The organism is Leeia sp., from assembly GCF_041909055.1.
Lineage (GTDB): Bacteria > Pseudomonadota > Gammaproteobacteria > Burkholderiales > Leeiaceae > Leeia > Leeia aquatica.
The window spans coordinates 344415-370457 of sequence record NZ_JAYREC010000004.1 but is presented as its reverse complement, the minus strand read 5'-3'; the positions used below and the strand labels follow the sequence as shown (position 1 = coordinate 370457).

29 protein-coding genes are annotated in these 26043 nt (G+C 61.4%); 15 read left to right on the top strand and 14 right to left on the bottom strand.

Features of this window, described 5'->3' with window-relative positions:
* Positions 1-42: 42 nt before the first annotated feature.
* The 4 genes from ACE3O2_RS12685 to ACE3O2_RS12670 form a co-directional block, all read right to left on the bottom strand.
* A complete protein-coding gene (locus ACE3O2_RS12685; RefSeq protein ID WP_374338037.1) occupies positions 43-1419 on the bottom strand; it encodes a sensor histidine kinase in 1377 nt (458 codons plus the stop codon).
* 89 nt (positions 1420-1508) lie between these two features.
* Positions 1509-2165: a response regulator gene (locus tag ACE3O2_RS12680; RefSeq protein ID WP_168877356.1), complete on the bottom strand. Its 657-nt coding sequence runs from the start codon at positions 2163-2165 to the stop codon at positions 1509-1511.
* Positions 2166-2272: 107 nt separating this feature from the next.
* Positions 2273-3022, bottom strand: a complete 750-nt coding sequence (locus ACE3O2_RS12675) for a substrate-binding periplasmic protein (RefSeq protein ID WP_374338035.1) — start codon at positions 3020-3022, stop codon at positions 2273-2275.
* A gap of 37 nt (positions 3023-3059) precedes the next feature.
* The gene (locus ACE3O2_RS12670; RefSeq protein ID WP_374338033.1) at positions 3060-3290 is read right to left on the bottom strand and encodes a hypothetical protein; all 231 of its coding nucleotides are present in this window, start codon (positions 3288-3290) and stop codon (positions 3060-3062) included.
* 136 nt (positions 3291-3426) lie between these two features.
* Between ACE3O2_RS12670 and hemP the strand changes: the two genes are divergently transcribed.
* The 9 genes from hemP (at position 3427) to ACE3O2_RS12625 (ending at position 13692) form a co-directional block, all read left to right on the top strand.
* Complete coding sequence (hemP, locus tag ACE3O2_RS12665) at positions 3427-3633, top strand: hemin uptake protein HemP (protein ID WP_374338031.1); 207 nt, start codon at positions 3427-3429, stop codon at positions 3631-3633.
* Positions 3634-3727: 94 nt separating this feature from the next.
* Positions 3728-5950 carry a TonB-dependent hemoglobin/transferrin/lactoferrin family receptor gene (locus tag ACE3O2_RS12660; RefSeq protein WP_374338029.1) on the top strand — a complete coding sequence of 741 codons (2223 nt, stop codon included), beginning with the start codon at positions 3728-3730 and terminating at the stop codon, positions 5948-5950.
* 76 nt (positions 5951-6026) lie between these two features.
* Positions 6027-7076, top strand: coding sequence for a hemin-degrading factor (locus ACE3O2_RS12655; protein ID WP_374338027.1), 1050 nt, complete (start codon positions 6027-6029; stop codon positions 7074-7076).
* Positions 7066-7854: a hemin ABC transporter substrate-binding protein gene (locus ACE3O2_RS12650; RefSeq protein ID WP_374338025.1), complete on the top strand. Its 789-nt coding sequence runs from the start codon at positions 7066-7068 to the stop codon at positions 7852-7854. Before ACE3O2_RS12655 ends, ACE3O2_RS12650 begins: the two co-directional genes overlap by 11 nt.
* A complete protein-coding gene (locus ACE3O2_RS12645) occupies positions 7854-8855 on the top strand; it encodes a FecCD family ABC transporter permease (protein ID WP_374338023.1) in 1002 nt (333 codons plus the stop codon). Before ACE3O2_RS12650 ends, ACE3O2_RS12645 begins: the two co-directional genes overlap by 1 nt.
* Positions 8852-9640, top strand: a complete 789-nt coding sequence (locus ACE3O2_RS12640; protein WP_374338021.1) for an ABC transporter ATP-binding protein — start codon at positions 8852-8854, stop codon at positions 9638-9640. The genes ACE3O2_RS12645 and ACE3O2_RS12640 overlap by 4 nt, the downstream gene beginning before the upstream one ends.
* A gap of 103 nt (positions 9641-9743) precedes the next feature.
* The gene (locus ACE3O2_RS12635) at positions 9744-11513 is read left to right on the top strand and encodes a PAS domain S-box protein (protein WP_374338019.1); all 1770 of its coding nucleotides are present in this window, start codon (positions 9744-9746) and stop codon (positions 11511-11513) included.
* The gene (locus ACE3O2_RS12630) at positions 11510-11926 is read left to right on the top strand and encodes a response regulator (protein WP_374338017.1); all 417 of its coding nucleotides are present in this window, start codon (positions 11510-11512) and stop codon (positions 11924-11926) included. The genes ACE3O2_RS12635 and ACE3O2_RS12630 overlap by 4 nt, the downstream gene beginning before the upstream one ends.
* Complete coding sequence (locus ACE3O2_RS12625) at positions 11923-13692, top strand: putative bifunctional diguanylate cyclase/phosphodiesterase (RefSeq protein ID WP_374338015.1); 1770 nt, start codon at positions 11923-11925, stop codon at positions 13690-13692. Before ACE3O2_RS12630 ends, ACE3O2_RS12625 begins: the two co-directional genes overlap by 4 nt.
* On the opposite strand, the gene ACE3O2_RS12620 is transcribed toward ACE3O2_RS12625, so the two are convergent.
* From ACE3O2_RS12620 to ACE3O2_RS12610, 3 genes are read right to left on the bottom strand one after another with little or no spacing between them, the layout of a single operon-like run.
* Positions 13679-14188 carry a hypothetical protein gene (locus ACE3O2_RS12620; protein WP_374338013.1) on the bottom strand — a complete coding sequence of 170 codons (510 nt, stop codon included), beginning with the start codon at positions 14186-14188 and terminating at the stop codon, positions 13679-13681. The genes ACE3O2_RS12625 and ACE3O2_RS12620 overlap by 14 nt on opposite strands.
* Positions 14189-14746 (bottom strand): GNAT family N-acetyltransferase, encoded by a 558-nt coding sequence (locus ACE3O2_RS12615; RefSeq protein ID WP_168877345.1) that lies wholly within the window; start codon positions 14744-14746, stop codon positions 14189-14191.
* A 48-nt stretch (positions 14747-14794) separates the two neighbouring features.
* Positions 14795-16426: a methyl-accepting chemotaxis protein gene (locus ACE3O2_RS12610; protein WP_374338011.1), complete on the bottom strand. Its 1632-nt coding sequence runs from the start codon at positions 16424-16426 to the stop codon at positions 14795-14797.
* 215 nt (positions 16427-16641) lie between these two features.
* On the opposite strand from ACE3O2_RS12610, the gene ACE3O2_RS12605 reads away from it, so the two are divergent.
* Positions 16642-17535 carry a polysaccharide deacetylase family protein gene (locus ACE3O2_RS12605; RefSeq protein ID WP_374338009.1) on the top strand — a complete coding sequence of 298 codons (894 nt, stop codon included), beginning with the start codon at positions 16642-16644 and terminating at the stop codon, positions 17533-17535.
* 31 nt (positions 17536-17566) lie between these two features.
* Here ACE3O2_RS12605 and ACE3O2_RS12600 read toward each other — a convergent pair whose 3' ends face one another.
* Together ACE3O2_RS12600 and ACE3O2_RS12595 are read right to left on the bottom strand one after the other, a co-directional pair.
* Positions 17567-17881: a hypothetical protein gene (locus ACE3O2_RS12600; protein ID WP_374338007.1), complete on the bottom strand. Its 315-nt coding sequence runs from the start codon at positions 17879-17881 to the stop codon at positions 17567-17569.
* Positions 17878-18441: an NADPH-dependent FMN reductase gene (locus ACE3O2_RS12595; RefSeq protein WP_374338005.1), complete on the bottom strand. Its 564-nt coding sequence runs from the start codon at positions 18439-18441 to the stop codon at positions 17878-17880. The genes ACE3O2_RS12600 and ACE3O2_RS12595 overlap by 4 nt, the downstream gene beginning before the upstream one ends.
* A gap of 131 nt (positions 18442-18572) precedes the next feature.
* Between ACE3O2_RS12595 and ACE3O2_RS12590 the strand changes: the two genes are divergently transcribed.
* On the top strand, positions 18573-18914 hold the full coding sequence (locus ACE3O2_RS12590) for a DUF5713 family protein (RefSeq protein ID WP_168877340.1): 342 nt from the start codon (positions 18573-18575) through the stop codon (positions 18912-18914).
* A complete protein-coding gene (locus ACE3O2_RS12585; protein WP_374338003.1) occupies positions 18904-19545 on the top strand; it encodes a VOC family protein in 642 nt (213 codons plus the stop codon). The genes ACE3O2_RS12590 and ACE3O2_RS12585 overlap by 11 nt, the downstream gene beginning before the upstream one ends.
* A 4-nt stretch (positions 19546-19549) precedes the next feature.
* Here ACE3O2_RS12585 and ACE3O2_RS12580 read toward each other — a convergent pair whose 3' ends face one another.
* Positions 19550-20158, bottom strand: a complete 609-nt coding sequence (locus tag ACE3O2_RS12580; RefSeq protein WP_374338001.1) for a LysE family translocator — start codon at positions 20156-20158, stop codon at positions 19550-19552.
* A gap of 140 nt (positions 20159-20298) precedes the next feature.
* On the opposite strand from ACE3O2_RS12580, the gene ACE3O2_RS12575 reads away from it, so the two are divergent.
* From ACE3O2_RS12575 to ACE3O2_RS12565, 3 genes are read left to right on the top strand one after another with little or no spacing between them, the layout of a single operon-like run.
* On the top strand, positions 20299-20817 hold the full coding sequence (locus ACE3O2_RS12575; protein ID WP_374337999.1) for a hypothetical protein: 519 nt from the start codon (positions 20299-20301) through the stop codon (positions 20815-20817).
* 44 nt (positions 20818-20861) lie between these two features.
* Entirely contained in the window at positions 20862-22064 is a 1203-nt protein-coding gene (locus ACE3O2_RS12570) for an ATP-grasp domain-containing protein (RefSeq protein ID WP_374337997.1), read from the top strand.
* A 49-nt stretch (positions 22065-22113) separates the two neighbouring features.
* Positions 22114-22731, top strand: a complete 618-nt coding sequence (locus ACE3O2_RS12565; protein WP_374337995.1) for a hypothetical protein — start codon at positions 22114-22116, stop codon at positions 22729-22731.
* A 42-nt stretch (positions 22732-22773) separates the two neighbouring features.
* Here ACE3O2_RS12565 and ACE3O2_RS12560 read toward each other — a convergent pair whose 3' ends face one another.
* From ACE3O2_RS12560 to ACE3O2_RS12545, 4 genes are all read right to left on the bottom strand, one after another.
* Positions 22774-23145, bottom strand: coding sequence for a VOC family protein (locus ACE3O2_RS12560; protein ID WP_168877335.1), 372 nt, complete (start codon positions 23143-23145; stop codon positions 22774-22776).
* A gap of 239 nt (positions 23146-23384) precedes the next feature.
* Positions 23385-23909, bottom strand: coding sequence for a DUF2867 domain-containing protein (locus ACE3O2_RS12555; RefSeq protein ID WP_374337993.1), 525 nt, complete (start codon positions 23907-23909; stop codon positions 23385-23387).
* Positions 23910-23924: 15 nt separating this feature from the next.
* Positions 23925-24464, bottom strand: coding sequence for a GNAT family N-acetyltransferase (locus ACE3O2_RS12550; RefSeq protein WP_374337991.1), 540 nt, complete (start codon positions 24462-24464; stop codon positions 23925-23927).
* 127 nt (positions 24465-24591) lie between these two features.
* Positions 24592-26034, bottom strand: coding sequence for a bifunctional 2-methylcitrate dehydratase/aconitate hydratase (locus ACE3O2_RS12545; protein ID WP_374337989.1), 1443 nt, complete (start codon positions 26032-26034; stop codon positions 24592-24594).
* Between the last annotated feature and the right edge of the window lie 9 nt (positions 26035-26043).

Below are 26043 nucleotides of genomic sequence, written 5' to 3'. Positions count from 1 at the left end.
GAACGACAGTTTAACAGAGGGCGGGATGCACCTATAAGCTGTTCAATGTGTCAGCGCGTGCATCGGTATCTGAACGGTAAAGCAGGTACCACGCCCTTCCGGGCCATCTCCGAGCTGGATGCTTCCCCCCAGTCGCTGGCAGGCGGCTTTGACAATGGCCAGTCCAAGCCCTGTGCCAGGCTGGGTGTTGTCGGCCACCCGATAGAAGCGCTCAAAGATGCGTACCCGGTCAGCCAGCGGGATGCCGGGGCCATTATCGCTGACCTGCAATTGCCAATATGCGCCTTCCAGGTTGAGCGAGACGGCGATGGAGCCGCCTTCCTGCACATAGCGGATGGCATTGCCGATCAGGTTGTCGATGATGGATTGCAAGGCATCCCGGTCCACCGTCACCCACAGCTGGTCCGGGGCCTGCAGGGAGAGTTCCTGAGCCTTGCGCTCTGCCAGTGGGAAGAGCTGGGCGAGCGAGAGGCGCAAGAGCTGCGCCACATCCAGCTGCTGCGCAGGACGAGGGGCATGGTCGGTCTCCAGCTGGGCCAGCTGCAACAACTGACCAATCAGATGGGAGGCCCGATGGGCCGCATGCTCCAGATGCAGTTTTGCTTGCTGGCGAGTGTCATCATCCGTCGCACTCGCCAGCACGTGGGCCTGAGTGGAGATGACGGCCATTGGGGTACGCAGCTCATGCGCCGCGTTTTGCACAAAAGCCCGTTCCTGGTCCATTTTGCCGCGCAGCTGACAGAGCAGGGTGTTGAGCGCATTCGACATCGGCTCCAGCTCGCTATAGCGTGCGGCTTCTTCCAGAGGCCGCAGGTCGTCGGGCTTGCGCTCGGCGATACGCTGGCTCCATTGCCGCAGTGGCCGGATGCCGCCACTCACGGCGATGAACATCGGGATCAGCTGCACCAGAAAGGCGACCATCAGGTAAATCCAGATGTCCTTGCCCAGCATCCACAGCAGGCGCAGGTCCGTGACCGAGGTCAGCCCCAGGCGGATTCGCCATGGGCCTTTGGTGACCTGCAGAACATCAAAGCTGGCATCGCCAATCTGCAAGCGATGGTTGCCATCGATCAAGTCCGTATCCGGCAGGCGGTAGCTTCTGCCAAGGTTGAGCAGCATGCCGGCTGTTTCGTGTTTGACCTGCCAGAGCAGGACCGCATCATCTGCCGTATTGGGGGTCAGCGCTTCCAGCAGTTTCTGCTGGGCCAGAATGCGGCTACAGATCACCTCGATCGGCGCTTTATCGTCGATCTGGGCCACCACGCTTTGCATGGCCATACTGACCTGTTTCAAGGGGGGGGCTTCGTTTTGTATCTCCAGATAGCCCACTAGAATCAGGATGGGCCAGAGCAGGAAAACAGACAGCAGCAGCCCCACCAGCACCCGTCGGCGCAGGCTGGGCAGGCGCCATTGACGCACACTGGTCCTGAGACGGGACCAGAGGCTGGCACGGCGCTCCGGATGGTGGGCGACGGGGATCAGAGGACAGTCCTCGGGCGGGGAAAGTGTTATTTTACCAGCATGTAGCCAATGCCACGCAGGGTGCGGATCCGCTCTGCACCGATCTTGCGGCGCAGGTTGGAGAGGTGGACCTCCAGCGTGGCAAAGTCCACTGGATCACCCAGCGGCTCCAGCCGCTGTGAGAGCGCGCCCTTGGCCACCACACTGCCCGCATCCCGTGCCAGCTCTTGCAGCAGCTGGAATTCCCGACGCGACAATTCCACCGGTTCACCCGATAACTGGACCAGGTGACGGCGCGGATGAATTTCCAGCTCGCCAATGCGCCACACTTCGCTGCTTTGCTGGGCATAGCGCCGTTGCACGGCCCGGATGCGTGAAATCAGTTCAGCCACCGCAAAGGGTTTGACCACGAAGTCATCGGCACCGCCATCCAGCCCGTCCAGCCGATCCTGCAGGCCATCCCGTGCGGTCATCACAATGATGGGCACGGTCAATTCCTGTTTGCGCCAGCGGCGCAGCAAGTCAAAGCCGCTGCCATCCGGCAAGGTCAGGTCCAGCAGCACGCAGGCGTAGTCCGCCATGTTGATTGCATTGCTGACATCAGCAATGCGGCGTAGCCATTCGCTGGTAAAACCCTCGGACTTCAGCGCCTGTTGCAGCGCCATGCCAAGGTCAAAGTCGTCTTCAATAATGAGTAAATGCATGACGTGCAGTGTAGGCGGGTTTGCCTAATGGTAACCAAAGACCATCCGGTCAACGGTTGTCAGTGTAGGGCGCGCATTCGCCGGTGAACAGCGGGGCCGACGTACGGTTACTGCGCTTGATAACCACCCAGCATGCGATCATAACTGCCATCCTTGATCAATTGGCCATAGGCCTTGCGCAGCCGGTCAAGGACATCAGGGGCGGTACCCTGGCTGGCCGCCAGGTAGAGTTCGGCACGAAACGGCAGGTCCAGAATGGGCAGCAGCTGGTCACAGCGCTGGCCGGTTTGCTGGCAAAAGCCCACCAGACCCAGGGTGGAACTGGGGATCAAGTCGACCCGGCCGGCCTGCAGTTTGCGCAGATTATCAAAAGGGGTGGGGGCCTCCTCCAGACCAGGCCCTGTGCCACTGGCGTAAGCAAAACCCTGATCACGCAGCCAGTTGGCCCGTACATCGCCCTTGACCACGCCGATCCGCCAGACCTTGGCATCCTCCAGCCGCTCAAGCTGGATGTCTCCCCGGCTACCCAGGCGGAATAGTGAATACTGGATTGTGAGCAAACGCCCGATCCATTGATATTGGCTTTCCCGTATGGGGGTTCTGGCGATTGAAAAAATCAGGACATTCGGCTGGGTTGTGGCCATCAGCTCGGCCCGAGCCCACGGCACCATGCTCAGCCGGTATGAATAGCCTGCCCGGTGCAGCAGACGTTCTACAAACTCGGCACCCGCCCCCCGAATCTGGCCTTGCTCCAGATATTGCAAGGGCGGGCCTTCCTCGGTGACGACCTCCAGCAGGGTGGCGTGCGCGGGCAGCGTCCACCATAGCAGGCACATGCAGAACACCATGCGCAGCATCTGCCCTCCTGTTTGACCTGGGGTGGTCATGAAACGATTAATGGTGTGGTGGCTTTTGTTTCTTCAGTTGCAGGCCGCGTATCAGCAGCATCAACAGCAAAAGCAGGGTCATGCTGCCTTGCAAGATGTCCGCGACACCATTGCGCCATGCCTGGCTGCTCTGTATGGCCAGCCACAGTGGGCGACCAACCAATGCATTGAGCAGTGTCAGAATGAAGAGTAGCAGAAACGGCATATCTGTGAATGCGGAGCGTGATGGGGTAGACATGGCGTACCTCAGGCAGGGATGGCCCGATTATGCCAATGGGTTGTCGATTTGCCTATCCCTGCCGCGCAATGGGGCAGGGCAACGCTGTGCAGTTTTGCAAAATGATCAAGGTGCTTTGTAAAACTTGCATATAGCAATGAAAATTATTATCATTCGTGACATGGATCAAGTACGTCAGCCCCAAGTCAATACCCAGGCCCCCGCGACACGGCCCGCGCTACCCATACTGGATAGTAAGGTGCTGTTTGCTGCATCACGGGAGGTGCTGATTGAGCATCGGGGGGAACGCTACCTGCTGCGTTGGACGCGCAATGACAAATTGATCCTGACCAAGGTGCCCTGAGCACCCTTACACAACGCCTAGCCAGCCCGCTGTAGTACCAGCCAGCCCGCCACGCGATATGCAATATGACGGCACGACCGTCATCGGGGGGAATATGGCTGTAAAGGATAGCTGGCCGCTGGCCGGATTGGTGCTGGTTGCTGCGGTGCCAGCGGTTGCAGATGAGGCACCGGTAGTCGCATCGCCGGGCAGTGTGAGTGTGGTGGCTAACCGCGTGGCCACCGATGCAGAAGACACGGCGACCAACGTCAGTCTGGTGCCTCGCAGTGAGCTGGACCGCCGCCAGGTGGTCAACACCAAGGATGTCTTCAAGCTTGAACCTAATGTCAGCCTGCCGACGGAGCTGATCCGGCGCGGCAATGGCAGTGTCACCATCCGTGGTATTGAAGGCAACCGGGTATTGATGCTGGTGGATGGGGTCCGGCTGCCGGATGAGTATCGGGGTGGTGGCTCGGCCATTTCCGGACGTGACCTGCTGGACCCGGACAGTCTGGCCGGGGTGGAGCTGGTCAAGGGCCCGTTCTCGGGTGCTTATGGCAGTGATGCCATGGGCGGTGTGGTGGCTTTGCGCACCTTGCGGCCCGAAGATGTCGCCACCGAACCCGGCAAAGTGGCATTCCGTGCCAAGGCCAGCTTTGATGGCCAAGACCAGCGCAAGGGGCTGAGTGCGACGCTAGCTTGGCGCAACCAGGACTGGGCGACGCTGCTGCAACTGGTTCGCCGTGAAGGCGAAGCGCGGCAAAATCAGGGCAGCAACGATGCCAGCGACCTGACGGCCAAGAGCAAGCGCACGACACCCAACCCGCAAGACTGGAACAGTACGGGCATTCTGGCCACGCTGGAGCGCAATCTGGGGCAGGGGCATCGCCTCTCCCTGACGCTGGATCACTTCCGTCGTAACAGCCAAACCAATTTGCTGTCAGAACGTGGGGTGGCAGCAGGTGGCGGCCCGGTCATCAATATTCTGGACAGTCAGGGCGAGGACCACAGTGAACGCAGCCGCTTGGGCTTGGGCTATGAATACGATGGCAATACCGCATTGTTCGACCACCTCAAGCTCAATACCTATATCCAGCAGCTGCGCTTTCATGAAACTGCCAGCGAACGGCGCAGCAATAACCGTCTGCGACTGACCGACAGCCGCTTCGAACAGGACATGCTGGGCATGGATGTGCAGTTCCAGAAGGGCCTGCAGTGGGGCTCGGTCAGCCATGATCTGGTTTATGGTCTGGATGTCAGCCGCACTGAAACTCGCCGTCCGCGCGACCGCTCGGAAATCAACCTGGTTACTGGCACGGTCAACAAGACCGTGGCAGGCGAAACCTATCCGAGCAAGATTTTCCCGGATGCCCAGGTGGATCGCATCGGTGTCTTCATGCAGGACGCCATCGCCCTGAGCGATCGTTTCTCGCTGCAACCGGCACTACGCTACGACCGCTATCGCCTGAAACTGTCGCCCGATGCCGATTTTGCGCGCGCCAATACCTCGGGGCAGAAGGTACAGGACTACAGCGACAGTGCCTGGACCCCCAAACTGGCAATGCAGTGGAAGCTGGACCCACACCTGACCCTGTTTGGGCAACTGGCAGCAGGCTTCCGCAACCCGCCGTATGACGCCACCGCGACGGCTTTTGTCAATGCGGCCGGACAGTACGAGATTTTCCCCAATGCGGCGCTGAAGGCTGAGCGCAGCAAAGGCATGGAGCTGGGCTTGCGCGGACAGTGGGACAGTGTGTCCTTCTCCGCGACGGCTTTTCAGACCCGCTACCGCGATTTCATTGAAGCGGTGCCGCTGAACAAAGGGGATACCAACGGCAACGGTATTTCCACGGAATACCGCAACGAGAATATCGGCCGGGTGCGCACCCGAGGGCTGGAGCTGCGGGCGGACTGGGCCTTCATGCGCAACTGGACGTTACGCACGGCCTATGGTTACACCCGTGGCCAGTCGGAAGACAATGGCGCGCCGCTGAATTCGGTTGATCCCGCCAAGTTCACGCTGGGCTTGGCGTATGCCAATGCCGACTGGGGACTGGGTCTGGACTGGGTACATGTTGATGCCCAACGTCGGGTCGCCGATGCGACCGGCTCGCAGCCGGTGGTGTATTACCGCACACCATCCTTCAACACGCTGGACCTGGGTGGTCACGTCAATCTTGGCAAGCAGACCACCCTGCGTTTTGGCATCTACAACCTGACCAACCGCAAGTACTGGCTGTGGTCGGACGTGCGTGGTGTGGCGGCCAATAGCACGGTGCTGGATCGCTATACCCAGCCGGGCCGCACCTTTGCCGTATCGCTTGAAGCCCGCTTCTGATTGAACCTGAACTGGCTGCTTCGGTGGCCCGGCTACCCCGTCCGTCAACGGGGGATCGCTTTTGGAGGGGAACAACATGACACAGACCCTGAACGGTGCAGCCCTGCTGCAAGCCTGGCAAGACCTGCTGGCCAGCGGTGCCAAGCTGCGCCAGCGTGATGCCGCCGAGAAACTGGGCGTGAGTGAAGCCGAGCTGGTAGCGGTGATGCCGGGCAGCTGTCGGCTGAAGTCGGACTGGACTGGTTTGCTGGGGCGCTTTCACCAGCTGGGCGAAGTGATGGCACTCACCCGCAATGATGCGGCGGTGCATGAGAAAGTGGGCCAGTACGGCGAGCTGAAAGGCAGCGCAGAGGTCGGGCTGACCCTGGGGGTAATCGACCTGCGCATTTTCTTCAGCCACTGGTACTGCGCGTTTGCGCTGAGCGAGCCCAAGGGCGAAGGCGAGCAACATAGTCTGCAGTTCTTCGATCGCCACGGTGAAGCGGTGCACAAGGTGTTCCAGCGTGCGGGTAGCGATGCTAAGGCCTGGCAGGCGCTGGTGGATGAATTCACCGAATTTGATGGCGAAGCGCTGCAGTTCGAGCCCGTCGTCGCCAAAGCAGGCGAAACCCCGGACGAGTCGATCGACGTGGCCGGTTTCCAGCAAGGCTGGAAAGACCTGACCGATACCCACCAGTTCTTTGGACTGACCCGACGTTTCGAGGTGTCCCGCCGTCAGGCGCTGCGCTTTGCGCCAGAGGGTTTTACCTGGCGGGTGGGCGCGGATGCGCTGGATCGGGTGTTGCGTACCGCCGCTGAGCGCAGCCTCCCCATCATGGTGTTTGTCGGCAATCGCGGCATGATCCAGATTCACAGCGGACCGGTGCAGCGCATCGAACCAATGGGGCCGTGGATCAATGTGCTGGACCCCGGCTTTAACCTGCACCTGCGGCAGGACGCCATCGCCGAGGCCTGGGTGGTACGCAAGCCGACCGATGATGGCATCGTCAGCTCGCTGGAGTTGCTGGACGGCGAGGGCGGCATCATCGCTACCCTGTTTGGCGAGCGCAAGCCCGGCCAGCCGGAGCTGGAAGGCTGGCGCACCGTGCTGGATGAACTGCCACAGGAACTGAGCCATGCTGCGTAAACTGCTGCTGACCGGAGCCCTGCTGGGCAGCCTGCCCGCCATGGCGGCGGAGCGCATCGTTGCGCTGACGCCTGACATGGCTGAGCTGGTGTGTGCGCTGGGCCGTTGCAACGAGCTGGTCGGGCGTGATCGTAATGCCCTCAAACCCGCAACGCTGCGCAAGGTGCCGGTGATCGGGTTTTCCCGGGCGTTGACGGTGGAGCCGATTATCAAGGCCAAGCCTACACTGGTACTCGGCAGCGAGCTGGCGCAGCCCCCTGCCATCTGGCAGCAGCTGCGTGACATGGGCGTCAACGCGCATCTGCTGGGAACAAAGCCGGATGGCAGCGATTTCCCGGCGCTGATCCGGCAGACCGGGCTGTTGCTTGGGCGCGGTGAGGCTGCGGAGCAGCTGGCTCAGCGCTGGCAGCAGGGCATGACACCGGCACAAGCCAAAGGTCGGCGTTTCCTGATCAGCTACGACGGGACCATGATTGCCGGACGCGATACGGCGGCAGACCTGCTGATTCGTGCTGCGGGTGGCGTCAATGTGGCAGGCCAGTGGAGCGGCATGACTCGCCTCAACCGGGAGGTGTGGCAGGCATTGCAGCCCGATGTGGTGATTGTGGCGCGCCACAACCGGCCTGTGTACGGCTCGCTGGAGGCGCTGGCGGCACGGCCAGAGCTGGCAGACACGCCTGCCGTCAAACAGCACAAGCTGTTCGAGATGGATGTGCTGGATGTGTTTGCCGTTGGGCTGAATAGCCCAGCCGTGGTTCGTCGTCTGCAGGCACTGTGATGACGACCCTCGCTTGGGCTGTGGTGCAGAAGGTCCGATTGCCAGGCATGCCGCAGCTACTGGCCCTGCTCGGCAGCGTGCTGCTCCTGCTATGGGTTGCAGGGCAGGGCGGCGAGGGCTGGGTCTGGCCGGACTGGCAAGACCCACTGCTGCGGCACATTCGGCTTCCGCGCATGGCCTCAGCCTTGCTGGTCGGTGCTGCACTGGCTGCCAGCGCGGCTGCCTTGCAAGCCATTTTCCGCAATCCGATGGCGGACCCTGGCCTGCTGGGCACCAGTGGCGGGGCTGCGTTGGGCGTGGTGCTGTTGCTGGTGACGGCAGGCACCGGCAGCATGGTGGCGCTGTCGTTGCCGCTGGTGGCGTTTGGTGGCGGCGTGCTCACCACCTTGTTCATCCTGCTGCTGCATCGCTGGGTGGGTGGGGGTACCGGAGGTTTGCTGCTGATCGGCCTGATGGTGGGGGCGGCCTGTGGCGCGGGTATTAGCCTGCTGCTGTTTCTGTCCGATGATTTGGCACTGCGCGGCGCCATGGCCTGGCTCTCAGGTAATTTGTCCGCCGCTCGTTTCAGCGATTACCTGCCCGCGCTGGCATGCGTGGTGCTGGGTTTGCTGCTGCTGTGCTGGCAAGCGCGTAATCTGGATGTACTGCTGCTGGGGGATGATTCAGCCCAATTGCTGGGGGTGGAAGTCAGCCGGGTGCGCGCGTTGACCATTGTGGGGACGGCGCTGTGCATCGGCGCAGCGGTCGCCTTGGCCGGCATTATCGGCTTTATTGGCATTCTGGTGCCCAACGGGGTGGCGATGTTTAGCGGGGGCAGTCGGCGTCGGCTTATTCTCTTGTCCGCATGGGGTGGCGCGCTGTTGCTGCTGGTGCTGGATACCCTGGCGCGTACGGTGGCATACCCGCTGGACCTGCCGGTGGGTATTCTGGTGTGCTTTATCGGGCCACCGTGCTTTGTACTATTACTGTGGCGGCAGCAACGTCGCAAGGAGGCCGCATGATACCCGTCACCCTCGGCTGGCAACTGGACACGGTTACCGTGGCGCGTGGTGGCAAACCGGTGCTGCAAGGGGTCAGTTGCCAGATTCAACCGGGACGGCTGACGACGCTGCTGGGCTGCAACGGTGCAGGCAAAACCAGCCTGCTGCGGGTATTGGCAGGCTTGTTGCCAGTGGCGGCCGGTCGGGTGGACTATCAGGGGCAGCCCCTGTCCCGCCTTGATGCGGTGCAGCGGGCACGGGAGATGGCTTGGGTGGCACAGCATCCGGACTACTCGCTACCCTTTACGGTGCTGGAGTACGCAGCACTGGGGCGCCACCCGCACCGCGACAGCTGGACACCTTTGCCGCCTGCGGACCGGCAGCTGCTGGAGCACGCCTTGCAGCAGGTGGAGCTGCTGCCCTTGATGCACAAGCCTTTGTCGCGCCTGTCTGGTGGCGAGCGCCAGCGCGCGGCACTGGCAAGGGCGCTGGCGCAGCAGACGCCGTGTCTGTTGCTCGATGAGCCGACCAATCATTTGGACCTGAAACATCAACATGCCTTGCAGCGCTTGTTGCAAAAGCTGGCCCGGACAGGGCGCACGGTTGTACAGGTACTGCATGATCTTGAACTGGCCGCCCGTTATTCTGATGAGGTTGCTTTGCTGGCAAGCGGGCAGCTGCTGGGCTGGGGGCGACCCGAGGCTGTCTTGCTGCCCGAGCCGCTGCAGCGTGCCTATGGGGTGGCGCTGACGTCGGAGATCGGTAGCGGGCACAGCATGCGGTTCACTGTGGGCGCACTGGCCTGACTGGGCTGTCCACTCGTCCAGTTGATCTTGCTTTTTCTGCAGCAGCTTACCATACCAAAGCATGCAGGCCGGTTTAGCCTGTGGATCCGCAAGGAGCCATGCTTTGGAACACAATCAAGTCGGGACGGTATGTTCCCCTGCATTGCAGTGGGTTACCGATCAGCTGACCCAAGGGGTGTTGGTGCTGGATGAGGCACAAGTGTGCTATCTGAACGCCCCGTTGCGTGAATGGCTGGCATCCTTGGGCATCCCGATAGGCCCCGGCCATTCGCGGGCTGACTTCATCAGTGCGCTGAGTGAGCCGGATAGTCAGGGCAATGTGCAGCTCAGCCTGGCCGGGGCACCAAATTTGTGCCTCACCGCCCGGATGGGAGAGCAGGCGGGCCAGCAGGTTTTGCTGATGGCCTTGCCGCAAGCTGCGGCCCGGCAAGGCTGGGCCGACCCTATGCTGGCGGCTGCTCCGGTGGGCTTGCTGCTGGTGGATGACGGTGGTCATATCCTGCAAGCCAACCCGGCGATCGAGACCATGTTTGGTTACGAAGCCGGCAGCCTGACCGGGCAGTTGATTGAAGTGTTGCTGCCTGAACGCTATCGCAATGGACACGCAGGCATGCGCACCATGTACTCCGTCCAGCCTGAGGCACGCCGCATGGGGGTGGGGCGCGAGCTGTTTGGGCGCCGTGCCGATGGCAGCGAGTTTCCGCTGGAAATTGGTCTGGCCCCCGTGCAGACCCCTTCTGGACAAGGGGTGCTGGCCTCGGTGGTAGATATCAGTGAGCGGCGCAAGATTGAACACTCCTTCCGTGATCTGGTGCAGGCTGCACCCTATGGCGTGCTGGTGGTCAGTCAGGAGGGCCGCATCCGCTTCCTGAACCATCTGGTGGCACAGGCTTTCGGTTACCGTGCCGATGAACTGGTGGGTCAGCCTGTCGAAGTGCTGATCCCGGAGCGGCATGCTGCGGGCCACCCCCCTTTGCGCACTGCATACAGCCGTGCCCCACGCCACCACCGCATGGGCATGGGGCGGGACCTGATGGGGCGACACCGCGATGGCAGCGAGTTTCCGGTGGAGATTGGTCTGGCACCCTTGGTGTGGGATGGCCAGCAGATGGTGATGGCGGTGGTTACCGATATTTCAGCCCGCAAGCGGGTGGAAAATTCGCTGCGGCAGGCCAATGCCCACCTTGAGCAATTTACCTATGTGGCATCGCATGACCTGCGTTCCCCGCTGCACGGTATCGGGGATCTGGCGGAATGGATGCATGAGGATTTGCAGTCCGCCGCGTATGACAAGCTGGGCAATAATCTGGAGCGCATTCGCACTCGGGTGGCGCGCATGGAGCGGGTGATTGATGACCTGCTGGCCTATGCCCGGGCTGGCAAGGCCAGTACCGAGCTTGAGCTTGTCGATGTGCAAGCCCTGCTGGACAGCATTCTGGAGATGAGCCCCTTGCCGGAAGGGTTTGCACTGGAGCGGGATATCCGGGTGGGACCATTCCCTGCTGCGCGCACCCCCTTGGAAACGGTGCTGCGTAATCTGATCAGCAATGCGGTCAAGCATCACGATCGGGCGCAGGGGCAGTTGCGCTTGCGGGTAACCGAAGAAGATGCTTTTTGCCGTTTTAGCCTGTCAGATGATGGTCCCGGTATTCCTGAGGCCAGCCTGGAACGCATCTTCATGCTGTTCCAGACCGCTTCCGCGTCCTCTCGCCAAGGGGCCGGGATCGGGCTGGCCATTACCCGTCGGCTGGTAGAGAGCCATGGCGGAAGGATTGAGGTACATACCGGGGGAGCCGGGGAAGGGCGTGGCGCCGAGTTTCGCTTCTGGTGGCCCCGCTTTCAGCAACGGATGCAAACAGGGGGAGCGCTGTGAACCTCAATATCCTGTTGGTTGACGATGATGATGTAGCGGCTGAAGCCGTACTCCGGGGCTTGCGGAAATACAGTCTGGATTGTCCGGTGGTCATGGCGGAGGATGGTCAGGTGGCGCTGGATATCTTGCGCGGGCAGCATCCGGATCGCAAAATCAAGCGCCCCATGCTGGTCTTGCTGGACCTCAACATGCCGCGCATGAACGGTTTTGAGTTTCTGGAAGTGGTACGTAATGACCCTGATCTGGGCAGTCTGATCATTTTCATTCTGACTACGTCCGACGCCGATACTGACAAAAGCCGTGCCTATCATCACCATGTGGCGGGTTATATGGTGAAATCAGCCGTAGGCCCCCAGTTCAGCCGGCTGGCGCGTTTGCTGGAAGAGTATCACGGTAGTGTGAGCCTGCCATGAATCCGTCGAGCGAACTGCCGCGCCTGCGCATCCTCATCGTCGACGACGATGATGTGGATCGTGAGCGGCTGGCGCGCCTGCTGAACCGCTCGCAACGTGATGCCGATGTGACGGAAGCCAGCTCCGGTGAAGAAGCACTCACCCGGCTGGTGAGCGGGGTGTTTGATTGCGTGGTACTGGATTATCAGCTGGGTGATGTGAACGGCATGGATTTGCTGCCCAGCCTGCAGGGCAAGCTGGGACCGGATTTTCCGGTCATCATGGTCACCGGGCTGGGTGATGACAATATTGCGGCCGAGGCCATGCGGCGGGGCGTGTTTGACTACCTGACCAAGCACCAGATCAGTGCAGAAAAGTTGCTGACAGCCATCGACAATGGCCTGCATCATCAAAAGCTGATGCAGGAAGTGGCTGAAGCCGAGCAGAAACTGCGGCGGATGAGCTTGTACGACCCATTGACCAACCTGCCGAACCGCAACCTTTTCTTTGATCATCTCGAGAACCTGTTTTTTGCTGCATCACGCAGCACCTCGCGCAACAGCTTTGCCCTGTTCCTGCTGAACCTGAATATGTTCAAGGAGGTCAATGACCGCCTGGGGCATGAGGCTGGAGATCAGTTGCTGGTCGAGGTGGCGAGACGATTGCAGTCTGTCGCCCGCCCGAGCGACTTGTTTGCCCGTCTGGGCGGAGATGAGTTCGCCGCAACGCTGGTGGAAATGGAAACACCGGAAGATGCGGTGCTGCTGGCAGAGAAAATCTGCAGCGCCATCCGCCAGCCAATTGCGGTGGGTGGGGAGGTGGTCAGCATCGACATCTCCATCGGCATCGTGTTTTACCCGCTCAATGGGAATAACCGGCGCGACCTGCTGACCCATGCAGACGATGCCATGGCTGCCGCCAAGCAAGGTAGCCGGGGTTACATGCTGTACAGTGACCTGCAGCCCAGCAGCGGACCCCAGCCCAGCCCGGTGCTGCTGGCGCACCGCCTGTCCGAAGCGCTGGAGCGCCAAGAGCTTTCCCTGCACTACCAGCCGAAGATCAGCCTGCAAAATGGGCAGCTGGTGGGGGTGGAGGCCCTGGTACGGTGGCGAACCCGGGAGGGCGTGAACATCTCGCCCGCGGAGTTCATTCCGGTAGCAGAACGGGCATCCATCATTCATCCGCTCAATGACATGATTTTCGAGCTGGCCATGCAGCAAGCCGTGCAATGGCGGGCACAGGGCTGGCAGTTTCCAGTCTCGGTCAACCTCTCGGCCCGCCTGATCGACGACGCCCAGTTTCTGACCCGCCTGACCAGCCGGCTATATGAACTGGGCTTGCCACCCGAGGCCTTGATGATCGAGCTGACTGAAACGGCCCTGATCGCTAATCCGAACCAGGCCATGACGGTACTGGAAGCGTTCCGCAGCAATCAGCTGGCCATCTCGGTGGATGACTTCGGGGCGGGTTATACCTCCCTCGGCTACCTGCGCGAGATGGACATTGCCGAAATCAAGATCGACCAGATGTTTGTGCGGCAGCTGCAGGCGGGCAGCCGGGATGCTTCCATCGTCCGCTCGGTCGCCGCGCTCGGCAAGGGGTTCGGTGTACATGTGACTGCAGAAGGGGTGGAGGACCCGTCACAATGGGCTTTGCTGCGGGCCTTGGGTTGTGATCATGGTCAGGGTTACAGCATTGCCAGACCCATGCCTGCTGACGCCTTCCCTCAGTGGTGGAGCAAGTGGCAACAGGAGTATCAGCACCAGCCTCCCTTTATCGAGCCTTGAATGGGCTGTGCTGATACAGCTCTTCCTCACTCAGCGGTTCAAACCGCAGGGTAATCCGGCTGGGCAGCCGGACCTGCAGCCGGGTGATCTGGCTGAAGTGGTGAACGTAAAGCCACTCCCGGCTGTGCAAGGTCAGCGTATCTCCCCGGACGCTCCGGTCAAACAGCAGGTCTCGCGGCTGCATCTGCCCGGGAACGCTTTGCTCACCGTGGTAACCCTGGCTACCCTGCTGGCCTGACATGTCCAGTACCAGACCGCTGGCCTGATCGTCACGTATGATGTCTTGCTCCGCGCAATGACAGCGGATCACGATGCTGCGGATGCCACCCAGTGATTCGATCTGCCGGGCTTCTGCCGTCAGAAGGAAGTCATCGGTCACCCTATGTTGCGGGACCGGCAGCACAACATCAGCCGTACTGGCGGGTGGCGTGGGGTTTGTGCCCTGATCCTGGCAGGCCGCCAGCAGCAGGCACAGTAAGGGAATAATTCGGTTCATTCATGCATTTTGCATGAAAGTCTCTGCGGCAGCCAGCTGAGCTGCGCTCCACTGATAACCCACACAGGGGATGCGGTTGCCGTCTGGTGCTTCCCACACGGATTCGCCCTCACAGCGTGCGCCGATGGCTTGATAAAACTGCTGGGCGGCATGATTCTGTGTGGTGGTCCACAGGTACAAGCCCTGGCTGGGATCATCCTGCTGGCACATCGCAGCAATAGCCTGCATCAGCTGCCTGCCGATACCACGGCCTTGCCAGTGACGCAGCACATGCAGGTTATCCAGATAGTGCCCCCGCGCCGGGTCATGTTGCAGATAAAGGCAGGCAAAGCCAATGGCGAGCCCATCCGCTTCTACCAGGCATACCCGCTGACTTGGGTCGATCTGTGCCATGCGCTGCTGCCAGCATTGCAAGCGGTCAGCGTGAACGTGATGGGTCAGCCACGCTGCCGACAGTTGCCCGGCATAGGCATGCTGCCAGTTATCGGCATGCAGGCGGGCAATCACCGGATACTCGGCGGGCAGAGCCGGTCGTATCTGCAACGAAGATTCAGGCATGAAGGTTCCGGTACTGGCCCCCGCAGGGGCCGGTACTAAGCGAGAGGATTACAGGCGGAACTGCTTGACGGAGAGCTGCATGCGCTCCAGTACCCGGTTGAGTTTGGCAAATTCGTCACGGGTGGCTTCCACTGCATGCAGGGTGGAGTCGGTCAGTGATACCACTTGCGAGACATCTTGCGAGATGCTGCCCATGGCCTGGCTTTCTTCATGCGCCGCGTTGGCGATGCCATTGACCTCGGTCACGGTCAGCTGCATATGGGTGTTGATGGTCTGTAGCGACTGGCGGGCTTCCTCCACCTTCTGCACGCTGTCTTCCACCTGTTGCGCACCGCTCTGCATGCTGCTGACCGCTTGCTCGGCATCCTGCCGGATCTTGCCGATCAACTCATCAATCTGCCCGGTGGCTGAGGTGGTGCGTTCTGCCAGCTTGCGCACTTCATCGGCCACCACGGCAAAGCCTCGGCCTTGCTCCCCGGCGCGCGCGGCTTCAATGGCGGCATTCAGGGCCAGCAGATTGGTTTGCCCGGCGATTTCCTTGATCAGGCTGGCAATATTGCCGATCTCGGTGGAGCTGTGCCCCAGCGCTTCTACGGTGCGGGATGAGGCTTTGACCGTGTCGGCCAGCCGCAAGATACCCGCCGCTGCCTGATTGGCGGTGTCTGCACTGTGCTGGGCTTGTTGCCCGACTTCGCGGGTTGACGCACCGGCTTTACCGGCCATCTCGGCCACATGCAGCACCGAGGCGGACATTTCTTCCAGCGCGGCAGCGGTAGAGCCAGTGGCACGGTTCTGCTCGTGCGCGGATTGTTCTACCTGGGTGACCTGCTCCCCCATATCGCTACTGGCTCGGGCTACCTGGACGGTGGCATCTTGCACGCATAGCAAGGCGGCACGCAGTGAGGAGACCAGCCCATAAGCCTGCCGGGCCACCCGGCCCAGCTGGTCGCGCCGGTTAAGCTTCATTTCACCGGAGAGATCTCCAGTTTGTGAGGCCTTTTCAAAGTAATCGTCGATGGTGTGGACATCTCGGTTCAGCTTGGGGATGAAGAAGAGCACGATGTACAGAAAAATCGGGATCGACAGCATGTCCAGTCCGTCACCCATCCACGCCGGTGTATGGATTTGCAGGAGGTCGAACAGACCAAACAAGGCATGCAGGCCGAATACAAAAGCGAGGATGGCCATGTGCCCGGAGAGGCTCATCAGCCAGTCCAGCCACGCTGGCAGTTTGCGCACCACACGGCCTTGCTCGATGCTGAGGCTTTTGTCGCCCGCACGGATGCGGCGGTAAATGGCTTCGGCTTCGGCAATCTGCTCACGGCTGGGTTTGGTCCGCACCGACTGGTAGCCGATCACCTGACCGTTTTCACGCACCGGTGAGGCATTGGCTACCACCCAGTAGAAGCCACCATCACTGCGCCGGTTCTTGACCAGGCCACGCCAGGGACGGCCGGCTTTCAGCGTCTGCCACAGGTCGGTAAAGGCCTCTTTGGGCATGTCCGGGTGCCGTACCACATTGTGCGGCTTGCCAATCAGCTCCTCCGGGACATAGCCACTGATCTCGGCAAAGGCATGATTGGCCTCGACGATGATGCCGCGCAAGTCGGTGCGGGAATAGATGAAGGTATTGTCGGGAAGAATGGTTTCACAATCAGTAACCACAACAGCACTGGACATGGCAACTCCGTTCTGGGCGGGTTTGGGCAATCAGCAGGTAAACGGGCGACAGGATGGTGTCGAGTCGTGCATCCATGGCTCATCATAGACGCAGCAAGGGGGCATGCCAAGGCCGTATTGCCCGGCATCTTCAGGCCGGGACTGGCCAGCCGTTCAGTTGGCACAGTTGTCTGCATAGTTTAGCATGCAAAATATTTATGACAAAGTGATGACGCATGTTTCGCTGGCTGGGGTATTTTCTGCTGGTTCTACCGGGGCTGCTCTGTGCACACACCCTTGCCTTGACCTTTGATGATGGCTTTAGTCCTGAGGAGGCCGAAGAGGCAGCGGTCTGGAATCAGAAGCTGCTGGACGGGCTGGCCGCCATGCAGGTGCAGAGCTTGATCCTGCCTGCGGGCAAACGTGTGGAGAGTGAGGCGGGCATGGCCTTGCTGCGGCAGTGGTCAGTGGCAGGCCACCAGATCGGTAACCACACCCATTGCCACAAGAGTCTGTCTGGCAAGGACATGACCCTGACACGCTACACGACCGATATTCTGCGCGCTGAGCGGCTGCTGAGCGTATTGCCGGGCTGGACGCCCCGTTTCCGTTACCCCTATCTGAAAGAGGGTGATACCCTGGAGAAGAGGGATGGTGTGCGTCGCTGGCTGAGCGAGCATGGCTATCAAGCTGCTGCAGTCAGTATTGATACCAGTGACTGGTACTACAACGAGCGTTTCCTGCAGCTGCTGAAAGAAGGCAAGACCGACCGCCTGCCCACCTTGCAGGCCGCCTACCTGCAACACCTGTGGGACCGCGCGCAGTACTATGATCAACTGGCACAGAGCGTACTGCACCGCAGCCCCTCGCATGTGATGCTGCTGCACACCAACGCCATCAATGCGGCCTATATCCGCAGCATCATTACGTTGTTCCGCAGCCGGGGCTGGGAGGTGGTGAGCCCCCGCCAAGCCTATGCAGACCCCCTCTATGCGATGACGCCGGATACCTTGCCTGCGGGTGAAAGCCTGCTCTGGTCCCTGGCCAAGGCGCAGGGGATGAAGGGCCTGCGCTACCCGGCTGAAGATGGACAGTATGAGGCCGCAGGGCTGGACGCGGCCCTGCGTTGATTTCTGGCGCCATAGGGCTGCCGGTATGGCCTCAGGCCGGTGGCTTGCTGGTCATGCCCTGAAAAAACCAGGACCAGAAGCGGGCGTCGCCAAACAAGGCGCCCAGCAAGGCCGTGAGCAGCAGGGCGAGCAGCCCGAATGTCAGCAAGCGCAGGGCATAGCGGTGCTTTAACCGATCCTGCAGGCTGTAGAACAGGGCCAGTGGCGGCAACAGCAACATCAGCAGGCCAGCCAGCGGTTTGCGTTGTCCAAAGGCACTCAGCATCGCAATCAGGCTGCCCACATAGCTCAAGGTGAGCCCGATGCTGAGCAGCAGCGTCAGGATCACCAGCAAACTTGAACTCATGCCTGCGACCGCCCGAAGCCCAGTTGTACCGACCAGTCATACAGGGCGGCCAGTTGTTGCAAAATCAGTTGCTGCACCTTTTCGTCGACCAGTTGGCCGGTGGCATCAAAGCTGTTGCTGAACGCATTGCTGAACACTTCCGGCTTGTTCAGCGGATGCAGGTTGAGGAAGACGCACACTTGCCGCAGGTGGTACTGCGCGCGTGAGCTGCCCATGCCGCCCGCGGCCCCCATGATGGCAACCGGCTTGTTGTTGAGCAGGCGGTTTTCGGGGGCGCGGGAGGCCCAGTCGAGTGCGTTCTTCAAGGCGGGCGCCAGCGAGTAGTTGTATTCCGGGCACGCCAGCAGCAGTGCATCGGCGGCCTCAAACTGCTGTAGCAAGGTTGCCGCTGCGGCGGGCGGTGTACTCAGGTCTGCGTTGTAAAAAGGTACCTCGCTCAGGTCGGCTATGGTCAGGTCAATCTGGGTGGGGGCATGCGCCTGGGCATACTTGAGCAAGCCCATATTGGTGGAATGCTTGCGCAAGCTGCCGCAAAGCCCGAGTACCTTGAGTTGGGACATGGCCGTACTCCTGTCGTAGTGAGAGGCATCAGCTTACGCTGCAAGCGGCCCACTGTCATGTGGGCCAGTCTGGCAAGCCAGCGCAGAAGGCGCTACAGTTGGAATCAGACGTATGCATTGCGGGGGTGAGCATGCCATTGAGCAATACCGAGTTGCGCCACCATGCCTTTCTGGCCGAACTGTATCGCGACCCGTACTACCCGCCCCATGTGCTGGACCTGGGGCGGGGCATTCTGCAGCAACTGTGCGAGGCCATCGAGGAGAATCAGCCTCAGGATCTCGAGGAACTGTATGCGCTAACGCACGCCGCAACCGAAGCCTTCAACCGCTTGCAGCAAGCTTTCTGGGATGCCGGGAGTGACCTGGAGACGGTGGCACGGGATGATATTGCAGGCGAATTCATGTTGATTGCGCGCTGCTATGGCTTCCCACAGGCGGATGCAGAAGACCTGGTGGCCCCTCGTGACTGGTAAACCCCCACCGTGCCGGATTGATCATCTGACGGTGACGGCTGCCTCACTGGAGGCAGGCGTTGCCTGGGTCAGCGCGCAGCTGGGTGTCCCTTTACAGCCTGGCGGTGAGCATGTGCTGATGGGCACCCATAACCGCCTGCTGCGATTGGGCCCGCGCTGCTATCTGGAAGTGATTGCACCTGCGCCGCATCTGGCCGCGCCTGAGCGCCCGCGCTGGTTTGCGCTGGATGATCCCGCGATGGCGACACCCGCACTGCGTGGCTGGGTGGCCCGATGTGTGGACATAGAAGCCGCCGCTGCCCGTTTGCAGGGAGAGGTGGGTACGGTATGCGCCATGAGCCGAGGTGACATGCTATGGCAAATCAGCATTCCTGAGGATGGACGCTTGCCCTGGGGCGGGGTACTCCCCATGCTGATCGAATGGCCTGAGGGCATACACCCGGCGGAGCGCTTGCCTGATCAGGGTGTCAGACTGCTGGGTTTGTACTGGTCACACCCGCAGGCGTCAGCTGTGCAGGCCTTGCTGGACATCCTGCCTCTGCAGGATGCCTGTCTGCAGATGGCTGCTCCGGAGGCCATGCCGCGCTTGCGAGCCCGCGTGTTGACCCCCGCGGGGGAGCGCTGGCTATAGTGGGTCAGTGCGCCAGGACCAGCACAACCGCGATCAGTCCAAACAGCACGGCGCAAATCTGGTTGAAGCGGTGACCCAGTCGCTGCAACCAGGGACGAATGCGTTGCGCCAGCACAGCCAGCAGCAGCTCAATGCCAAATTCGATGACGGCGAAGGTGAGGGCCATCACCACAAACTGCGGCAGCAGTGGTGCGGATGGGGCGATGAATGGGGTCAGGAAGGCACCAAAAAACAGCAACACCTTGGGGTTGGACAAAGCAGACAGCAAGCCCTGCAGGAACAATGAACCGTGCGCGCGCGGATCGGCGCTCATATTCTCCAGCGACAAGGGCGGACTGCGCCACAGCTGAACCCCAAGCCATAGTAGCCAGGCTGCCCCCAGCCAGGTGAGCCAGGCCAGCGCGGCACTGGATGTTTTCAGGATGGCACTGATGCCGGACATTGCCAAACCCAGCAGCAGCACAAAGCCCAGCACCCCGCCACTGATGGTTAGCAGCGTACGCCGCACGCCGTAGAGGGCCCCATGTGACAGGGCCAGCATGCCATTCGGCCCTGGCGTCAGTGACAGCCCCAGGGTGGCAAAGGCAAACAGTATCCAGGTTTGTAACGTCATGCATTTCCCCTACAATGCGAGGCCAGCACATGCAGAGAGGGTAAGCCTCATCTGCTGGGTGCTGCAGGTAGCCGCATCAGTGAACGTGATTTGCAGAAAGGCTGTCAAGATGACAGAAAAGGACATTGCCTGATTTGACCATGCCGTTGATGACCTTGCCGCGGGGCATGCAGGGGCGGCTCGAAGTACAACCGCGTTGGCCTGCACGGCAAGTGGTGCTGGCGCCAGAGGCCTGGTTGCGCTTGCAGCAGGCAGCGGCCTGTCTGCCGGACTCGATAGGCCTGATCCTGACCCGCGGTTATGAAGCCCCAAGCGCCCGTCTGGGCCTGGCTCGGCGGATTTTTCGTTATGCCGGGATGGGTGTGTTCCGTGCAGTGTACCCCGCGCGGCGTGCCGAAGTGGCCGATATCTTCGGTGCCAATGGTCATGATGTGGATGGTCATCATGTCGATGTTTCCATCCGTTGGCAGGGCCGTCGCTTACGCCTGCTGCCGCTGGGTGTGTTTACTTCATCGAGCTGGCAGGCGCGGCGGGTGAGCCGGTTCCAGCCCGTGGTGCAACAGGTGCAACAGGCCTTGCAGCAGCAGGGGTTCCTGCTGCACCGTAATGCGACTGAGGCTCTGCAGATTCATTGTGATCTGCTGCTGACAGCAACATGACGACAGCGCACAACCCAGTTGCGGTGCCGATAAAGAGGACCACCATGCCACATGTATTGCTGATCGGTGGGATGACCGAAGTGCTTGCTGCGGCAGCGCGACTGGACATTCGTTTGACGGTGGTGGATAGGCCGGAGCGAGGCATGCCGGACGAAGGGCGTGCGGTGGCCCGCTGGCTGGGACTGGACTTTCTGACAGACCCCGGCCTGTTGCCTGTGCTCAAGGCCATTCATCAGGACGACCCGTTTGATCAGGTGCTCTCGTTTGGGGAAAACGCCTTGCAGCTGGCTGCTCAGCTGAATCTAGCGCTAGGACTGACACCGAAAGTGCCTGCTGAGGTGGTAGCTTGCACTCGTGACAAGGTGAAGATGCGGGCCGCCATGGCGGACAGCCCCTACTCGGTCCCGGCACTGCATGTCAGCACCGTGGCAGATTTTCAGGCCTTCGTGCAGGCGCAGGGTTACCCGGTGATCCTGAAGCCAGAGCGGGGCATGGGCAGCTATGGTGTGATCCGGCTGGATCTGTTTGACGAGGCGCTGCTTCGCACGGTGTTTCCTGCCGATGGTGTGGGTGAAGACTACATGGTCGAGCGCTTTGTAGAGGGGCCGGAGTTCTCTGTCGAAGCATTCAGCTTTCACGGGCGTCATGTCGTGCTGAACATCCACCAGAAAGCCAAGTTGGGTGAGGGCTGGGCTAACCCCTATATCGAGGTGGGCCATGTCGGCCCGGCCATGTTGTCTTCGACGGAGCAGGAGCAACTGCGACAAGCGGTGTTCGACTGTCTGGATCGGGTGGGGTTGCAGGAGGGCCCTTCACATACCGAGCTGATACTGGGTAGCTCGGGGCCGCGCATTGTCGAAACCCATACGCGGGTTGGCGGTGATCGTATTGCCCAGTTGCTGCAGCTGGCGACTGGGGTGGATGTCTTTGAGCTGACCCTGCGCTGGGTCGCTTTACAGCAAGGCGAGCTGCACCAGCCCGCCTGCCAGCAGGCGGTTGCCATCCAGTTTGTGGTCAGCCCTCCTGGCCGGTTGGTGGCGATCCACGGTGTCGATGAGGCGCGAAGCCTGCCCGGTGTGATTGAGCTGGTCCTGAACTGCACCGTAGGGGACGAAGTTGGAGAGATGATCGATTCTTATGATCGCCTGGGGCATGTGATCTGTACCGCAGCAACTTCTGAAGCGGCTGAGGCCATGTGTCGGAAAGTCGTCGACGAGATCATCCAGCTGGAGCGGGCTCCCGTTTGAGCGCCCGTTTTGTGACCCTGATCATGACCTGTTTTGATTTAACCCACCGATGAGCACACCTTCACATGAACAGATGATCGCTGACAGTCGGCGCCGTTTCACACGTTGGCCGGGCTGGCTGCGGCTACTGCGTTTTGCTTCAGCCCCGCAACCTGGCTGGATGGAGAGTCGTGATCCGCTGTTCAAGGTGTGGGAAGAGCAGCGCCTGTTGGTCCAGCGTGGGCGTGTGGTGTGGGGTGCACTGGTGCAGGCAAACTCCCAGTTGTTCCAATGGGGAGACATGGATTGCCCGGCGCAGCTGGTATACAGCCCGGAGCCCAGCTTCGACGCAGCACCACAGCGGCTGCGGGCGGTGGGGCAGGCCATTTTTGACTTGAAGCACACCCGGCCGGACAGCCCGGAGCTGCAAGTATTGGCCGACAGCGTGACTCAGGAGCTGGAACGTAGCTTCGGCCTGCTTCTGCCCGCGAGCCTGGGCGCGACCGAGGACATGGCAACCTCTTCGTTCATGGTCTACCGCCAGCACTTGCCGGATGGTTTTCTACGGGGTGGCGTTTTCCCCATTCTCACCGCACCGGGTACCCGCAGCGTGATGATCCTGCCCTATGCCTACTGGGGCCCGGACATGCTGCAGCTGTGGATGCAGCGTTCACTAGGCCGAGCGTGAAATAGCCCCGCGCCACCATGGCATGCGGGGCCGTATCCGGGCTTATTGTTGCGAATGCAGTCCGATCATATTGCCTTCGGTATCGGTAACCAGCGCAATAAAACCGTACTGACCGATGGACATTTTTTCGCGGAACACCTTGCCCCCAGCCTGTGCGGCACGAGCCGCTTCCACTGCACAGTCTTCACTGCTGAAGTACACCAGCGTACCCCCTCCGCCACTGGGGCAGCCTTCCATCTTCACCAGCGCCCCGCCCGAGCCATACTGCGCCATGTCCATCGGGAAAGACCACATCTCCATGTCACCCGCCTCCAGCGCGTCCAGCTTGACGGCAAACACAGCCTCATAAAAGGCTCTGGCGCGAGGCATGTCCTGTACATAGATCTCAAACCAGCCAACCGGGTTGTTGCCCATCGTTGTACCTCCTGTCTGAAACATTATGGTCACGCACCAGAGCGGGATGTACCCCAGCACGCAGTCATGAAACAGCTCCTGCCTGAACACAGGTCGCAGCATGGGCATGCTGACAGCTTGCTCTGGAGATGACAATGCCCGCTCTACCCGTACCGACCAATGGTTCAGGGTGTCTCTGCATGGCATGCCTCCTGGCGAGGTGGCGGGGCCAAGGCAGGTTTGTTGGCTGAGTCCGTGCGTTATAGCCGGTCGGCTGCCACCGCACGTGCCAGTAGCCAGCGGAAGCCGGGGCGGTGGAAGGGGAGGATGGCGCGGAGGTAGGCGCGGCCTGCGGTGTTGTGGGGGGCGCAGAGGGTGGCGAACAGGGCGTCGGTGCCGGTGGGGCGGGCTTGTTTGCGGATGATGACGCGAAAATCCAGGTGCGGATTGTCGCGGCCAATCACCAGCTCGTGTTCGCTGAGGTGGTAGAGGGTCCAGCCGAGCAGGGTATCGCCCACCTTGCAGTGGGCGGGGTCGGGCTGGGCGTCGAGTTGCTGGCGGCTGCTGGCGGCAAGGCCAAAGGGGCGGACCAGCAGGTTGCGCAGCTGGAACAGGCCTTTCAGCCAGCCGGGCCGGTGGCCGAACACGGCGAGGAACAGCGCTGGCGGGCTGAGCGCGGGCTGTTGCAGCGGGATACGCCAGGCATCGGTATAGCGGGCCTGCTGCAGCAGGCGTGCTGGCAGCGTGGCCTCGGTGGGGAAACGCTCCGGGTAGAGTCGGTCCATGCGGGCTGGGCAGCGTTAAGCGTGGTCCAGCAGCGGCTGAGCCTGATCGGCCTGCCAGCTGTAGAGCATCAGCATGCGGCTGCCATCGGGGTGGGGGATGTCTCGTTCATACTGCATGCCGATGTATTCCAGTACCTTTTGCGAGCCGTGGTTGTAGCTGCGGGTGGTGGCGAGCAGGCGTGGCAGGCGCAGGGTGTCGCGGGCGTAGTGGAACATGGTCTGTGCCGCTTCGCGGGCAATGCCCTGGCCGCGCCAGGCGGGCAGCAGGGCGTAGCCGAGGTCGATGTGGTCCAGCCAATCACGCTTGACCAGGCCACAGAGGCCCGCCAGCGCGCCGCTGGCGTTGATTTCAATGCCGTAGAAGCCAAAGCCGTGCTGCTGGTAGCTGCTGACAATGTTCTCTTCGATATAGCGCGCAGCATCGTCCAGGTTGCGGACTTGGCGGTCGCCAATCAGGCGCAGCCATTCCGGGTCGTTGAGCAGCTCGAGCATGAAGGCGGCGTCGCGCTGGTCGAGCGGGCGCAGGGTCAGGCGTTCAGTGTGCAGGACAATCATGGGCAGGTGTGGGGTGTGGCGCAAAGCTTGAGTATACCGGGCTGGCGGTTGCCTGGCAGCGGCCCCAAAGCACAGGGGCACCCGGTGACGGGTGCCCCTGTGGCGACAGGTCACGCGGTTGTGACGATCAGATCACGAACAGATCGACAAACTCGTTGACCGGGGTGGCTTCCAGCCGGGCCTGATCCTGGCACAGGTCCAGAATGGCGCGCGATTGCTTGAGCGGGAAGCAGCGGGCCAGATTGCGGCGGAACTTGGCTTCCAGCACCGGCACGCCTTCGCCACGGCGGCGACGGTGGCCGATCGGGTATTCCACGCTCACCGGTACGGTCTTGGTGCCATCGCGGAAGAACACCTGGATGGAGTTGGCAATGCTGCGCTTGTCCGGGTCGTGGTAGTCGGCGCTGTATTGCGGGTCTTCCACGCACACCATTTTGTCGCGCAGGTCGTCGATCAGCGGGTCGTTGGCCACCTCATCTTCATAGTCGGCTGCCGTCAGGTCGCCCTTGATCAGGCCGATGGCGGTCATGTACTGGATGCAGTGGTCGCGGTCGGCCGGGTTGTTCAGCGGGCCCTTCTTGTCGATGATGCGGATGGCGGATTCGTGGGTGGTGATCACGATCTTCTCAATGTCTTCCAGCCGGTCCTTCACCACCGGGTGCAGCTTCACCGCGCACTCCACGGCGGTCTGGGCGTGGAATTCTGCCGGGAAGCTGATCTTGAACAGCACGTGTTCCATCACATAATTGCCATACGGGCGCTGGAATTTGAATTCATTGCCCTTGAACAGCACATCGTAGAAGCCCCAGCCCTTGGCACTGAGTACGCTCGGGTAGCCCATTTCCCCCTTCATGGCGATCAGTGCCAGGCGCACGGCGCGGCTGGTGGCGTCGCCCGCCGCCCAGCTCTTGCGGCTGCCAGTGTTCGGGGCGTGGCGGTAGGTGCGCAGCGCTTGGCCATCCACCCAGGCGTGGGACAGGGCGTTGATGATCTCTTCGCGGCTGCCACCCAGCAGGTGGGTGACCACGGCGGTGGAGGCCACTTTCACCAGCACCACGTGGTCGAGGCCGACGCGGTTGAAGGAGTTTTCCAGTGCCAGGCAGCCCTGGATTTCGTGAGCCTTGACCATTGCCACCAGCACGTCCTTCATGGTCAGCGCGGCCTTGCCTTGCGCCACACGGCTGCGCGACAGCCAGTCGGCCACCGCCAGGATGCCGCCCAGGTTGTCCGACGGGTGGCCCCATTCGGCGGCCAGCCATGTGTCGTTAAAGTCCAGCCAGCGGATCATGGCGCCGATGTTGAAGGCGGCCTGGATCGGGTCGAGCTGGAACTGGGTGCCCGGCACCTTGGCGCCGTTCGGCACCACGGTGCCTGGTACCACCGGCCCCAGCAGCTTGGTGCAGGCCGGGTATTCCAGCGCTTCCAGACCGCAGCCCAGCGTGTCCATCAGGCACAGGCGGGCGGTGTTCATGGCTTCTTGCGAGGTGACGACGTGGTTGAGCACGTAGTCGGCAATATCGACCAGGACTTTGTCCGGATCCGGGCGGACGTTGGAGATGTGTGCAGACATGGTGGTTTC